Source organism: Acinetobacter sp. WU_MDCI_Abxe161 (assembly GCF_025514355.1).
Classification (GTDB): domain Bacteria; phylum Pseudomonadota; class Gammaproteobacteria; order Pseudomonadales; family Moraxellaceae; genus Acinetobacter; species Acinetobacter pittii_E.
Genome location: NZ_JAHPTU010000009.1, coordinates 138,354 through 150,956, shown reverse-complemented (window position 1 = coordinate 150,956; position 12,603 = coordinate 138,354). Strand labels below are relative to the sequence as shown.

Annotated in this window: 25 protein-coding genes and 1 pseudogene; all 26 read right to left on the bottom strand. The window is 43.1% G+C overall.

The genetic code is table 11. The features are described 5' to 3' along the window. Nucleotides 1–3 precede the first annotated feature (3 nt). Nucleotides 4–390, bottom strand: coding sequence for a 30S ribosomal protein S11 (gene rpsK, locus KTI78_RS12025; protein ID WP_001040166.1), 387 nt, complete (start codon nt 388–390; stop codon nt 4–6). Nucleotides 391–409: 19 nt separating this feature from the next. Continuing rightward, nucleotides 410–766 carry a 30S ribosomal protein S13 gene (gene rpsM, locus KTI78_RS12020; protein ID WP_000090815.1) on the bottom strand — a complete coding sequence of 119 codons (357 nt, stop codon included), beginning with the start codon at nt 764–766 and terminating at the stop codon, nt 410–412. A gap of 106 nt (nt 767–872) precedes the next feature. Continuing rightward, nucleotides 873–989, bottom strand: a complete 117-nt coding sequence (gene rpmJ / locus KTI78_RS12015; protein ID WP_000867907.1) for a 50S ribosomal protein L36 — start codon at nt 987–989, stop codon at nt 873–875. A 20-nt stretch (nt 990–1,009) separates the two neighbouring features. Beyond that, the gene (gene secY / locus KTI78_RS12010; protein ID WP_014207743.1) at nt 1,010–2,329 is read right to left on the bottom strand and encodes a preprotein translocase subunit SecY; all 1,320 of its coding nucleotides are present in this window, start codon (nt 2,327–2,329) and stop codon (nt 1,010–1,012) included. A gap of 45 nt (nt 2,330–2,374) precedes the next feature. After that, a complete protein-coding gene (gene rplO, locus KTI78_RS12005; protein WP_002116985.1) occupies nt 2,375–2,815 on the bottom strand; it encodes a 50S ribosomal protein L15 in 441 nt (146 codons plus the stop codon). Nucleotides 2,816–2,818: 3 nt separating this feature from the next. Then, nucleotides 2,819–2,995 (bottom strand): 50S ribosomal protein L30, encoded by a 177-nt coding sequence (rpmD, locus tag KTI78_RS12000; protein ID WP_000849088.1) that lies wholly within the window; start codon nt 2,993–2,995, stop codon nt 2,819–2,821. 6 nt (nt 2,996–3,001) lie between these two features. Next, nucleotides 3,002–3,499 (bottom strand): 30S ribosomal protein S5, encoded by a 498-nt coding sequence (rpsE, locus tag KTI78_RS11995; RefSeq protein ID WP_001141025.1) that lies wholly within the window; start codon nt 3,497–3,499, stop codon nt 3,002–3,004. Nucleotides 3,500–3,501: 2 nt separating this feature from the next. Continuing rightward, entirely contained in the window at nt 3,502–3,852 is a 351-nt protein-coding gene (gene rplR / locus KTI78_RS11990) for a 50S ribosomal protein L18 (protein WP_002049741.1), read from the bottom strand. A gap of 14 nt (nt 3,853–3,866) precedes the next feature. Then, nucleotides 3,867–4,400 (bottom strand): 50S ribosomal protein L6, encoded by a 534-nt coding sequence (rplF, locus tag KTI78_RS11985; protein WP_002116801.1) that lies wholly within the window; start codon nt 4,398–4,400, stop codon nt 3,867–3,869. A gap of 13 nt (nt 4,401–4,413) precedes the next feature. After that, a complete protein-coding gene (gene rpsH, locus KTI78_RS11980) occupies nt 4,414–4,809 on the bottom strand; it encodes a 30S ribosomal protein S8 (protein ID WP_002049732.1) in 396 nt (131 codons plus the stop codon). Nucleotides 4,810–4,820: 11 nt separating this feature from the next. After that, on the bottom strand, nt 4,821–5,126 hold the full coding sequence (gene rpsN, locus KTI78_RS11975) for a 30S ribosomal protein S14 (RefSeq protein WP_002049689.1): 306 nt from the start codon (nt 5,124–5,126) through the stop codon (nt 4,821–4,823). Nucleotides 5,127–5,135: 9 nt separating this feature from the next. Beyond that, complete coding sequence (rplE, locus tag KTI78_RS11970; protein ID WP_002116961.1) at nt 5,136–5,672, bottom strand: 50S ribosomal protein L5; 537 nt, start codon at nt 5,670–5,672, stop codon at nt 5,136–5,138. A gap of 15 nt (nt 5,673–5,687) precedes the next feature. Then, nucleotides 5,688–6,005: a 50S ribosomal protein L24 gene (rplX, locus tag KTI78_RS11965; protein ID WP_002116820.1), complete on the bottom strand. Its 318-nt coding sequence runs from the start codon at nt 6,003–6,005 to the stop codon at nt 5,688–5,690. Between the two features lie 9 nt (nt 6,006–6,014). Beyond that, nucleotides 6,015–6,383, bottom strand: coding sequence for a 50S ribosomal protein L14 (rplN, locus tag KTI78_RS11960; protein WP_001982634.1), 369 nt, complete (start codon nt 6,381–6,383; stop codon nt 6,015–6,017). Nucleotides 6,384–6,475: 92 nt separating this feature from the next. Further along, nucleotides 6,476–6,733: a 30S ribosomal protein S17 gene (gene rpsQ / locus KTI78_RS11955; protein ID WP_002116661.1), complete on the bottom strand. Its 258-nt coding sequence runs from the start codon at nt 6,731–6,733 to the stop codon at nt 6,476–6,478. Then, nucleotides 6,730–6,927, bottom strand: a complete 198-nt coding sequence (gene rpmC / locus KTI78_RS11950; protein ID WP_000849928.1) for a 50S ribosomal protein L29 — start codon at nt 6,925–6,927, stop codon at nt 6,730–6,732. The genes rpsQ and rpmC overlap by 4 nt, the downstream gene beginning before the upstream one ends. Further along, on the bottom strand, nt 6,927–7,340 hold the full coding sequence (gene rplP, locus KTI78_RS11945) for a 50S ribosomal protein L16 (RefSeq protein WP_002049688.1): 414 nt from the start codon (nt 7,338–7,340) through the stop codon (nt 6,927–6,929). Before rplP ends, rpmC begins: the two co-directional genes overlap by 1 nt. Further along, nucleotides 7,280–8,096, bottom strand: a pseudogene (gene rpsC, locus KTI78_RS11940) (30S ribosomal protein S3). Before rpsC ends, rplP begins: the two are co-directional and overlap by 61 nt. 1 nt (nt 8,097) lies before the next feature. Further along, nucleotides 8,098–8,427 carry a 50S ribosomal protein L22 gene (rplV, locus tag KTI78_RS11935; RefSeq protein WP_001982638.1) on the bottom strand — a complete coding sequence of 110 codons (330 nt, stop codon included), beginning with the start codon at nt 8,425–8,427 and terminating at the stop codon, nt 8,098–8,100. 11 nt (nt 8,428–8,438) lie between these two features. After that, nucleotides 8,439–8,714 carry a 30S ribosomal protein S19 gene (rpsS, locus tag KTI78_RS11930; protein ID WP_001138119.1) on the bottom strand — a complete coding sequence of 92 codons (276 nt, stop codon included), beginning with the start codon at nt 8,712–8,714 and terminating at the stop codon, nt 8,439–8,441. 13 nt (nt 8,715–8,727) lie between these two features. Then, nucleotides 8,728–9,552: a 50S ribosomal protein L2 gene (gene rplB, locus KTI78_RS11925; RefSeq protein WP_002049686.1), complete on the bottom strand. Its 825-nt coding sequence runs from the start codon at nt 9,550–9,552 to the stop codon at nt 8,728–8,730. A gap of 11 nt (nt 9,553–9,563) precedes the next feature. Then, the gene (gene rplW, locus KTI78_RS11920) at nt 9,564–9,884 is read right to left on the bottom strand and encodes a 50S ribosomal protein L23 (protein ID WP_002049693.1); all 321 of its coding nucleotides are present in this window, start codon (nt 9,882–9,884) and stop codon (nt 9,564–9,566) included. Further along, nucleotides 9,881–10,483 (bottom strand): 50S ribosomal protein L4, encoded by a 603-nt coding sequence (gene rplD / locus KTI78_RS11915; protein ID WP_002049755.1) that lies wholly within the window; start codon nt 10,481–10,483, stop codon nt 9,881–9,883. Before rplD ends, rplW begins: the two co-directional genes overlap by 4 nt. 11 nt (nt 10,484–10,494) lie before the next feature. Next, the gene (rplC, locus tag KTI78_RS11910; protein WP_002117051.1) at nt 10,495–11,133 is read right to left on the bottom strand and encodes a 50S ribosomal protein L3; all 639 of its coding nucleotides are present in this window, start codon (nt 11,131–11,133) and stop codon (nt 10,495–10,497) included. A 58-nt stretch (nt 11,134–11,191) separates the two neighbouring features. After that, entirely contained in the window at nt 11,192–11,503 is a 312-nt protein-coding gene (gene rpsJ / locus KTI78_RS11905; protein WP_000070912.1) for a 30S ribosomal protein S10, read from the bottom strand. A 252-nt stretch (nt 11,504–11,755) separates the two neighbouring features. Next, the gene (locus KTI78_RS11900) at nt 11,756–12,484 is read right to left on the bottom strand and encodes a type 1 glutamine amidotransferase (protein ID WP_262446212.1); all 729 of its coding nucleotides are present in this window, start codon (nt 12,482–12,484) and stop codon (nt 11,756–11,758) included. Nucleotides 12,485–12,603 lie beyond the last annotated feature (119 nt).

The following is a 12,603-nucleotide window of genomic DNA, read 5'->3' as shown; positions in this document are numbered from 1 at the left end:
TCCTTACACGCGACGTTTTTTAGGTGGACGGCAACCGTTGTGAGGAATTGGAGTCACATCGGTAATGCTGTTAATCTTATAACCCACTGCGCCTAATGCACGAACCGCAGACTCACGACCTGGACCAGGACCTTTTACAAGGACGTCCAGATTTTTCAAACCGTAATCCAAAGCTGCTTTACCAGCAACTTCAGCAGCTACCTGAGCAGCAAACGGAGTTGATTTACGTGAACCACGGAAGCCTTGTCCACCTGAGGTGGCCCAAGCCAATGCATTACCTTGACGATCAGTAATCGTAACAATGGTGTTATTAAAAGACGCGTGAATGTGTGCAACACCTTCAGAGACGGTACGGGTGACCTTCTTGCGTGTGCGAGTATCTTTAGCCATCTTTTAGCTTCCAGAAATCTTACTTTTTAATCGGTTTGCGCGGACCTTTACGGGTACGTGCGTTAGTTTTGGTGCGTTGACCACGGACAGGCAAGCTGCGACGATGGCGAAGGCCGCGATAGCAACCCAAATCCATTAAACGTTTAATGTTCATGGAAATTTCGCGACGTAAGTCACCTTCGGTAGGAACCTTAGCAACTTCTGCACGAATCGCATCAAGCTGAGCATCGTCCAACTCACGGATCTTAGTAGTTTCAGTAATACCAACTGCAGCTAAGATATTCTTAGCAGTGTGGCGACCGATACCAAAGATATAAGTGAGGGAGATAACAGCATGCTTGTTATCCGGAATGTTTACACCGGCAATACGAGCCATTCACTTTCTCCAAAAAGGCAGTAGAGATAATCAACCGCCCCACAAAAATCTTGAGGGGCGGATATTAACCCAATTCGCCTACTGAAATCAACAGGTCTTGATTAGATTAACCTTGACGCTGCTTATGACGAGGTTCTGCGCTACAAATTACGCGAATAACCCCATTACGACGGATAACTTTACAGCTACCACAAATTTTCTTTACAGAAGCTTGTACTTTCATGATGAAACCTCTAAGTGCGCTTATCCCTTAGGATGAGCAGTCGTTTTTCTCATTAATGTTTGATTGTCATATTGATGAGATGTTAAATGCGCTTGTAGCTGAGCCATAAAGTCCATAACCACGACTACTACGATCAATAATGAGGTACCACCTAAATAGAATGGAATCCCAAAAGAGCTTTGTAGAATCATTGGCATTAAACAAATGACCGTAATATAAATCGCACCAATAAACGTCAAACGATTAAGAATATGATCTAAGTAACGAGCAGTTTGCTCACCTGGGCGAATACCAGGCACATAAGCTCCGCTGCGTTTTAGATTTTCTGATACTTCCTTAGGGCTAAATACTAAAGCCGTATAAAAGTAACAGAAAAAGATAATTAACGCACCAAAGAGCACCAAATACAAAGGCTGTCCAGGCGACAATACTAACGCTAAGTCTTGTAAGCTACTTTTAATAAAACCAGCATTTGGATCTGCACTTCCTACCCATTGTCCAAGACTAGCTGGGAACAATAGTAAAGAACTTGCAAAAATCGCAGGAATAACACCAGCCATATTAATTTTTAATGGCAAATGCGTCTGCTGTGCTGTAAATATACGACGACCTTGTTGCTTTTGTGCATAGTTTACTGGAATACGACGTTGTGCTTTTTCGATAAACACAATGGCTGCCAATACACCTAAAGACAAAAGACCAAAGATTACAAGACCAATCAAACTTGTCTGACCATTATCTACAGAAGATACTGATTGCATAATTAATTTAGGCAAACCAGCAACAATACCTGCGAAAATAATCATTGAGATACCGTTACCAATACCTCTTTCAGTGATTTGCTCACCTAGCCACATTAAGAACATAGTTCCAGCGACAAGTGAAGTAACTGCCGGTATATAAAATGCAAGGCCAACAGACAGAGTAATACCCTGACCTATCAAACCTGCACACATACCAACTGCCTGAACCACTGCAAGTAACAATGTGCCCTGACGCGTATATTGATTAATTTTACGCTTACCTTGCTCACCTTCCTTTTTCAAGGCTTCAAGTGAAGGAATTACAGTAGACATTAACTGCACAATAATTGATGCAGAAATGTAAGGCATAATCCCTAAAGCAAGAATAGACATTCGCTCTAAAGCACCGCCAGAAAACATATTGAATAGCCCAAGAATAGTTCCTTGGTTCGCATGAAATAAATTTTCTAACGCAGCATTATTAATGCCTGGTACTGGAATATGCGCTCCTAGTCGAAAGACCAGCAATGCACCGATTAGAAAACTCATCCGGCGAATAATTTCACGATATTTCACATGAAATGGCTGACCTTTCATCATGTTGACATGACCTGAAGAACTAGGAGACATAGACACTCGAGATTACTCCTCGACTTTACCGCCAGCTGCTTCAATCGCAGCTTTAGCGCCTTTAGTCAATGCAACACCTTGAACAGTGAATGCACGAGTGATTTCACCAGAAAGTACGATACGAGCACGAATTTGGTCACGACGAACAACATTCGCAGCTTTCAAAGTTTCTAGGCTAACGATGTCGCCTTCAACCTTGCTTAACTCAGATAAACGTACTTCAGCAGTTTTTAAAGCGATTTGGCTAGTGAAACCGAATTTAGGTAAACGACGATAAATCGCTGTTTGACCGCCTTCAAAGCCTGGACGAACGCCACCACTTTTACGTGATTTTTGACCTTTGACACCACGGCCACCAGTCTTACCAACGCCAGAACCGATACCACGGCCTAAACGACGGTGTTCACGTTTTGCACCTTCTGCAGGCGCAAGTTCATTTAAACGCAGAGTCATGGCTTATTCCTCTACACTAACCATATAGTAGACTTTGTTGATCATACCGCGGTTAGAAGGCGTATCTTGCACTTCTACAGTATGACCAATACGACGCAGACCTAAACCTTGTAAGCAAAGCTTGTGATTTTTCAAGCGATGTGAAGAAGATTTAGTCTGGGTAACTTTAATCGTTTTCATGATTGATTACCCTTGAATTTCTTCTACTGATTTACCACGTTTCGCAGCGACTTTCTCAGGAGAAGTCATATCACGCAAACCTTTGAAAGTTGCGTTTACTACGTTGGCAGCATTAGTAGAACCATAACATTTAGCAAGTACGTTATGTACACCTGCAGCTTCTAGAACGGCACGCATTGCGCCACCAGCGATTACGCCAGTACCTTCAGAAGCAGGTTGCATATATACACGGCTTGCACCATGACGAGCATTCACAGGGTGTTGTAAAGTAGTACCTGCAAGGTCTACAGTAATCATGTTGCGACGTGCAGCTTCAAGTGCTTTAGAAATAGCAGCTGGAACTTCACGTGCTTTACCACGACCAAAACCAACACGACCATTACCATCACCCACAACAGTTAATGCTGTGAAAGAGAAGATACGACCACCCTTAACAACTTTGGCTACACGATCAACGGCAACCAGCTTTTCAACAAGACCTTCGTTTTGTTCAACTTTAGCCATGATTAGAACTCCAAGCCGTTTTCACGAGCAGCATCAGCCAAGGCTTTGATACGACCATGATATTTAAAACCAGAACGGTCAAATGCAACTTTAGTTACACCAGCTGCTTTCGCACGCTCTGCGATTAAAGCGCCTACTTTAGTAGCCGCGTCTACATTACCTGTAGTACCGCTACGTAAAGATGCATCCAAAGTTGAAGCTTGTGCTAAAACTTTGCCACCATCTGCTGAAATAACTTGAGCATAGATGTGACGCGGAGTGCGGTTTACACACAAACGAGTCGCACCCAATGCACGAATGTGCAAGCGTGTGCTTTTCGCACGACGCAAACGGGATTGTTTCTTTTCGTTCATAAGAACCTCGCGCCTTATTTCTTCTTAGCTTCTTTACGAAGAATGACTTCATCCGAATAACGAACACCTTTACCTTTATATGGTTCAGGAGAACGATACGCACGGATTTCTGCCGCTACTTGACCTAACAACTGCTTGTTTGCTGATTTCAAAATGATTTCAGTAGCAGTTGGAGTTTCCGCTGTTACACCTTCAGGTAAAGCGTAGTCAATTGGGTGTGAAAAACCAAGGTTAAGGTTTACAACAGTACCTTTAACCGCAGCTTTATAACCAACACCAACTAGCTGCAACTTACGTTCGAAGCCTTCACTAACCCCTTTTACAAGGTTATTCAATACAGCGCGAGCAGTACCAGCTTGCATCCAAGCATCTTTCGATTCTTTAACTGGAGCAAGTTGAAGTTTACCTTCTTCCTGTTTTAGCTCGACCAGCGCATGCAGGTTGAAAGACAATGTACCTTTGCTGCCTTTCACTTCGACCTGCCGGCCGTTCTGAGTAACTGCTACACCATTAGGTACAGTTACTGGGGCTTTAGCCACACGAGACATGAGGAATCACCTATTAAGAAACAAAAGCAATAACTTCACCACCAACGCCCGCAGCACGTGCAGCGCGATCAGTCATGATGCCTTTGCTTGTAGAAACAATTGCAATACCTAAACCTTGCTTAACGCTTGGAAGTTTATCTTTACCACGGTATTGGCGAAGACCTGGACGGCTTACGCGTTTAACCATTTCGATAACTGGTTTGCCTTCGAAATATTTTAAAGTAATTGTCAAAGTAGATTTTGTCTCTTCTTGAGCAACTTCTACATTTGAAATATAACCTTCTTGTTGAAGTACGTTTGCAATAGCAACTTTCAACTTAGAGGAAGGCATAGAAACAGTTTGTTTCTTAGCCATTTGTGCGTTACGAACACGTGTTAGCATGTCGGCAACGGTATCTTGCATACTCATTTAGTCGCTCCTTACCAGCTTGCCTTAACAACGCCTGGTACATCACCCTGCATTACTGTGTCACGTAATTTGTTACGGCTTAAACCGAACTTACGGAAGTAACCATGAGGACGACCAGTTAAACCACAACGGTTACGAAGACGTACCGGAGATGCATTACGTGGCAATGCTTGTAACTTTAACATCGCTTCGAAACGCTCTTCTTCACTTGCATTTACGTTTGCAATCGTAGCTTTTAATTCAGCACGTTTTGCAGCGTATTTAGCAACTGTTTTTTCGCGTTTCAATTCGCGATTAATCATACCTTTCTTAGCCATATCGACCTCTTATTTGAACGGGAAGCCGAATGCACGCATAAGCGCACGGCCTTCGTCATCGGTGCGAGCAGTCGTAGTAATAGTAATATCCATACCACGAATACGATCAATCTTATCGAAATCGATTTCAGGGAAAACGATTTGCTCTTTCAAACCCATTGAGTAGTTACCACGACCATCAAATGATTTCGAAGAGAAACCACGGAAGTCACGGATACGAGGGATTGCGATTGAGATCAAACGGTCCAAGAATTCGTACATTTGGTCGCCACGTAAAGTAACTTTACAACCAATCGGCCAACCATCACGGATTTTGAAACCAGCGATAGATTTACGAGCAAGTGTAATTACTGGTTTTTGACCAGCAATTAATTGCATGTCGACTACAGCGCCATCTAATAATTTCTTATCAGTTGCAGCTGCGCCTACACCCATGTTTAGGGTAATTTTTGTGATGCGTGGAATTTCCATCACGTTCTTAATGCTAAGTTCTTCTTGTAACTTCGCTTTAAGTTCTTCGTTGTAACGTGCTTTAAGTCTGGCCATTGCCTTTTCAACCTATTACTTCGCTACCGCCACTGATTCACCATTTGATTTATAAACGCGAGTTTTCACGCCATCAATCACTTGGTAACCAACACGGTCAGCCTTCTGGGTTGTAGCATTTAAAATTGCCACGTTTGAAATATGAAGCGAAGCTTCTTGAGTAACGATACCGCCTTCAGCGCCAGTTACACGATTCGGCTTTTGATGCTTCTTCACTAAGTTAAGGCCTTCAACCTTAACGCGGTCTTCAGAAACAGACAATACAGTACCCTGTTTGCCTTTTTCTTTACCTGCGATCACGATAACTTGATCGCCTTTTTTAATCTTAGCCATGATTGCCTCTTATAGAACTTCAGGAGCCAATGAAATGATTTTCATGAACTGTTCAGTACGAAGTTCACGAGTCACTGGTCCGAAGATACGAGTAGCAATCGGAGCTTTGTTGTTGTTCAGGATAACTGCAGCATTATCATCAAAACGGATCACAGAACCATCTGGACGACGAATGCCGAATTTAGTACGAACTACAACCGCATTCATCACGTCACCTTTTTTAACACGTGCGCGTGGGATTGCTTCTTTTACAGTAACTTTAATAATGTCGCCAACAGAAGCATAACGACGATGTGAACCACCAAGTACTTTAATACATTGTACGCGGCGAGCACCACTGTTGTCTGCTACGTCGAGCATAGTTTCGGTTTGAATCATTGCCCTACTCCAAAACCGAGCATCACCGGTCACAATTTCGAAAGGCTCAAAGAGTACTCGAAATTGACCGATGATGCAACAAGAACGTCGAATTACTCAGCAGCTGCTTCAACTACTTCCACTAAAGTCCAAGCTTTAGTTTTAGAAATTGGGCGGCTTTCTTTAATGGTCACAACATCGCCAAGTTTAGCAACATTGTTCTCATCATGAGCGTGTAACTTAGTTGAACGGCGAATTGATTTGCCATACAACGGGTGTTGAACGCGGCGTTCGATAAGAACAACAATAGACTTGTCCATTTTGTCGCTTACTACTTTGCCGGTTAACGTGCGGACTGTTTTTTCACTCATTGTCCGTTCCCCTGTTTTTCGGTAAGGAGTGTCTTAATACGAGCAATTGTCTTACGAGCAACTTGCACTTCATGCGATTTACCCAACTGACCAGTTGCTTTCGCCATACGAAGACGGAATTGATTAAGCTGTTGCTCATCAAGCAAAGCTTTCAACTCTTCTACCGATTTTTCACGTAGATCTTTAGTTTTCATTACATTACCGTCCGAGTCACGATAGTGGTTTTAAACGGAAGTTTAGCAGCAGCTAAAGCAAATGCTTCACGCGCTAATTCTTCGTTCACACCTTCAATTTCGTACAGGATCTTACCTGGTTGGATCTGGCAAACCCAGTACTCCACGCTACCCTTACCTTTACCCATACGCACTTCAAGAGGCTTTTGAGTAATTGGTTTATCCGGGAATACGCGAATAAAGATTTTACCACCACGCTTAATACGGCGGCTAATAGTACGACGTGCAGCTTCAATCTGACGAGCAGTCATACGACCACGTTCAGTTGCTTTGATTGCAATCGAACCAAATGATACTGTACTACCACGATGCGCTAGACCAGTATTACGGCCTTTGTGCACCTTACGGAATTTGGTACGTTTAGGTTGCAACATGGATTATTCTCCCTTGTCAGCAGCACGGTCACCGCGACGACCACGACGCTCTTGACCTTCACCACGACCACGACCACGTTTAGCTGGACGATCTTCAGCAGGAGCAGGGTTCATGACTTGTTTCATGCCACCTAAAATCTCGCCACGGAAAATCCAAACTTTAACACCAATCGTACCGTAAGTTGTTTCTGCACGCATAGTAGCATAGTCAATGTCTGCACGTAGCGTATGTAAAGGTACACGACCTTCACGATACCATTCTGTACGAGCAATCTCTGCACCACCTAAACGGCCAGACACTTCAACTTTGATACCTTTAGCACCAGCACGCATAGTGTTTTGAACCGCACGCTTCATAGCACGACGGAACATTACACGCTTTTCTAATTGAGAAGCGATAGCTTCAGCAACTAAACGCGCATCTAAGTCTGGGCGATCAATTTCGTTGATACTTACTTGCGCAGGAACACCCATAATGCTGGTAAGTTCGCGCTGTAATTTCTCAATATCTTCGCCTTTTTTACCGATTACGATACCAGGACGAGCTGTGCTAATAGTTACTTTAGCAGCGCCTGATGGACGTTCGATAAGAATATTGCTCACCATCGCATTCTTAAGTTTTTTAGTTAAAAACTCACGAACTTGAAGATCTTTAAGCAAGTATTCAGCGTATTGTTTCGGATTCGCATACCAGTTAGCGTTATGACGTTTCACAACACCTAGGCGGATACCGATTGGATGAACCTTCTGACCCATATCAAACCCCTACCTTAACGGTGATGTGACAAGTACGCTTAGTAATACGATCTGCACGGCCTTTAGCACGTGGCATAATACGTTTAAGGCTCATGCCTTCGTCAACGTAAATCGTAGATACTTTAAGATCGTCAACATCTAAACTGTTATTGTGTTCAGCGTTTGCAATCGCAGATTCCAATGCTTTTTTCACTAAAACAGCAGCTTTTTTATTGCTGAAGTTTAAGATATTTAAAGCATGCGCAACAGATTTGCCGCGAATAAGATCTGCAACCAAACGTGCTTTCTGTGCCGAGATAGCGGCACCGCGTAATTTAGCAGTTACTTCCATCATGACACCTATTAACGTTTAGACTTCTTGTCAACACCGTGACCACGATAGGTACGAGTTGGCGCGAATTCACCGAGTTTATGACCAACCATATGCTCAGTAACAATTACTGGAACGTGGTTACGACCATTATGAACAGAAATTGTTAAACCAACAAAATCTGGAAGGATCATCGAACGACGAGACCAAGTTTTAATCGGCTTGCGAGAGTTACTAGCAACAGCCGCTTCAACCTTAGCGAACAAGTGCGCATCGACGAATGGGCCTTTTTTCAGAGAACGAGGCATTAGTCAGATTCCTTTACTTGACGCGACGGTCGCGAATAATCATCTTAGTCGTACGCTTATTGGTACGTGTCTTGTACCCTTTAGCTTTTTGACCCCATGGGCTTACAGGTTGAATACCTTTGTTACGCCCTTCACCACCACCGTGCGGGTGATCAATTGGGTTCATCGCCATACCACGTACGGTAGGACGAACACCACGCCAGCGCGAAGCACCAGCTTTACCCAATGAACGAAGGTTGTTTTCTTGGTTAGAAACTTCACCAATTACAGCGCGGCATTCAACATGTACTTTACGCATTTCGCCTGAACGAAGACGAATAATTGCGTAAGAACCATCACGACCCAATAACTGAACAGAAGCACCAGCAGAACGCGCTAATTGCGCACCCTTACCAATTTTAAGTTCAACGTTATGAAGTGTAGAACCGATTGGCATATTACGAAGTGGCAAGCAGTTACCTGGACGAATTGGAGCATCGTTACCAGATTGTACTTTATCGCCAGCACGTAAGCCTTTAGGTGCAATGATATAACGACGCTCACCGTCAGCATATTTCAATAAAGCAATATGTGCTGTACGGTTTGGATCGTATTCAATACGCTCTACAACAGCTGGGATGCTGTCTTTGTTACGTTTGAAGTCAACGATACGGTAGTGTTGTTTATGACCACCACCAACGTGACGAGTAGTAATGTGACCGTTGTTATTACGACCACCAGTACGTTTTTTAGCTTCAACCAACGGTGCGTAAGGCGCGCCTTTGTGGAGATGGTCATGAACCACTTTCTCTACAAAGCGACGTCCTGGAGACGTTGGCTTACATTTTTGAATCGGCATAATTTTCGTCCTTATTCCGCTGCGCTTTCAGCGGTATCGCCCAAGTCAGCCATTTCAACATCTTGGCCGGCTTTCAGGGTGACGTATGCTTTTTTAACATCAGAACGGCGTCCTAATGTACGACCAAAGCGCTTAGTCTTACCTTTAGTAATAGTTGTGTTAACTTTAACAACTTCTACACCAAAAAGTTTTTCAACTGCTTTTTTGATTTCAAGCTTAGTAGCATTGATGTCTACTTTAAATACTTGAACACCAACAGTATCACCTAAAACTTGTGCCTTTTCTGAGAAGACTGGTCCTTTAAGGACTTGATAGATACGTTCGTTGTTCATCCGAGTTCTACCTCAATTTTCTTAGCAGCAGCTACAGACATCACAACTTTATCAAACGCGATCAAGCTTACAGGATCGATTGCAGTTGCATCTACCACATCTACATGCGGAAGGTTGCGTGCTGCAAGATATAAGTTCTCATCTACAGCGTCAGTAACGATTAATGCACGAGCAGCATTTAAGTCGTTAAGTTTTGCAAGCAACTCTTTAGTTTTTGGAGCTGCAACAGCAAACTCTTCAACTAATACAAGACGATCTTGGCGAACAAGTTCAGCTAAGATACATTGCATTGCACCGCGGTACATTTTACGGTTTACTTTTTGAGACCAATCTTGTGGACGAGCAGCAAAAGTTTTACCACCGCCAACCCAGATAGGGCTACGAATAGAACCCGCACGAGCACGACCAGTACCTTTTTGACGGAATGGCTTTTTACCACCGCCAGAAACGTCTGCACGTGATTTCTGAGCACGAGTACCTTGACGACCACCTGCTAAGTAAGCAGTAACAACTTGGTGTACAAGAGCTTCGTTAAATTCACGTCCGAAAGCAACTTCAGACAATTCAACAGCAGAGCCGGAAACAGTTTTCAAATTCACGGTATTTCCCCTCAGGCCTTGATGGTAGGACGTACAATCACGTCGCCGCCAGTTGCACCAGGAATTGCACCTTTAACAACTAAAACAGAACGTTCAGCGTCAATAGATACGATTTCAAGACCTTGTACTGTTACGCGTTCATCACCTAAGTGACCAGCCATTTTCTTGCCTTTGAACACGCGTCCAGGAGTTTGGTTTTGACCTGTAGAACCTAATACACGGTGAGAAACTGAGTTACCGTGTGTAGCGTCTTGGGTACGGAAGTTCCAACGTTTAACACCACCTTGGAAACCTTTACCTTTTGATTGACCAGTTACGTCAACTACTTGACCAACTGTGAACAAATCAACGCCAATAGTGCCGCCAACTTCACGACCTTCAAGCTCAGCTTCAGTAACACGGAACTCTTTAACTAAACGACCAGCAGCAACACCAGCTTTCGCAAAGTGACCTTTTTGAGCGTTAGTTACGCGAGATTCGCGACGTTCACCAGTAGTTACTTGAACAGCTTGATAACCATCAGTTTCAAGTGTTTTGATTTGCGTAATGCGGTTTGGATCGACTTCGATGACTGTAACAGGTACAGAAACACCTGCATCTGTAAAGATGCGAGTCATACCACATTTGCGACCGACTAAACCAATAGCCATGTGCATAAACCTCTAAAAAAGCGGCCTAATTAACTTAGAAGTTAATCAACCGAAAGCCTTAACCCAAAGCGATCTGAACATCAACACCAGCCGCAAGATCTAATTTCATCAATGCATCAACAGTTTTATCTGTAGGTTGAACGATGTCGATCAAACGTTTATAGGTGCGGATTTCGTACTGATCACGCGCATCTTTGTTAACGTGCGGTGAAGTAAGAACGTTGAAGCGTTCGATGCGAGTAGGCATCGGAATTGGACCACAAACTTGTGCGCCAGTACGCTTAGCGGTTTCTACGATCTCTTGAGCTGATTGATCAATCAGACGATGATCAAAAGACTTCAAACGGATACGAATTCTCTGGTTAGACATACCAGTAAACTCCAAGCCAAACATATAAAGAATCACCTTTGACGCATCTCACCCATTGGTAAGTGTCAAAGGCAGTGAAAATCACTAAGGTCATGATCGATGCCACGACTGTAATGCACATTTACTACTTTCTTCGCAGTAAATGCCCCTCCTTTTGAGGGTCGCCCATTATAACGATTGTTTAAGTCTTATGCAATTCTCTTTTTCTATTTTTTGCTCAAAACCTGCTTTAACTGAGCATTGAAAACTCATCTATGCATTTATGACAAATTCAATTGCTTTATTTAAGAGTTGATTACCTTGTTCAAATTTTTGCGCTTCCGAATATTGTAGTTCTCTCGGAGATTGAACATATTCTCCATTAAAAATTGATAGCTCCTCTTCATTTTCAAGCAAGAGTTTTAAAGTCGATGGTGTCATCTCCGGATGAAATTGAAAGCCCAATACATTCTTTCCAATTTGGTACATTTGATTACGACAAGCCGTACTCTCAGCCAAGTGTATAGCACCTTTAGGTATTTCAAATGTTTCACTGTGCCATTGCATCACCTTTATTTTTTCAGGCAATGGAAAGCTGTCTTGAGGTAAATTAGCAACTCTCTGAACTGTCGACCACCCAAGTTCCTGATAGCGATTGCGGCTGACGGCTGCCCCCAATGCATTAGCGATTAGCTGCCCGCCCAAGCAAAGTCCTATAGCAGGCTTTCCTGCTGCTAAATATCGGCGTAACCATCTTTTTTCTATCTTAAGCCATGGATAATTTGCTTCATCATTTACACTCATGGTGCCACCCATGACGAGTAACAAATCAACCTCGTCTATTTGAGGTAAAGCTTCTATTTCAAGTGAGCGATCGACCGGAAGTGCAAAAAATTCCGTAGAACTAATAGTCGCATGGTGAGCTTTTAAGAATGAATAACAGCTCCCAAAGCCTTCACCTGCGATATGTTGAAAATAATGAACTCTTAAATGCGACTTCATGCACTTAAACCTATTGTTGTTAGAATGTTGTAGTGGTCTTTGCAAAAATAAAGCCAAGTTTTTGTTTTATGGGTCTACTGTAACGAAACGTCTTACAAAACTTTATAAATCTAGCGAAG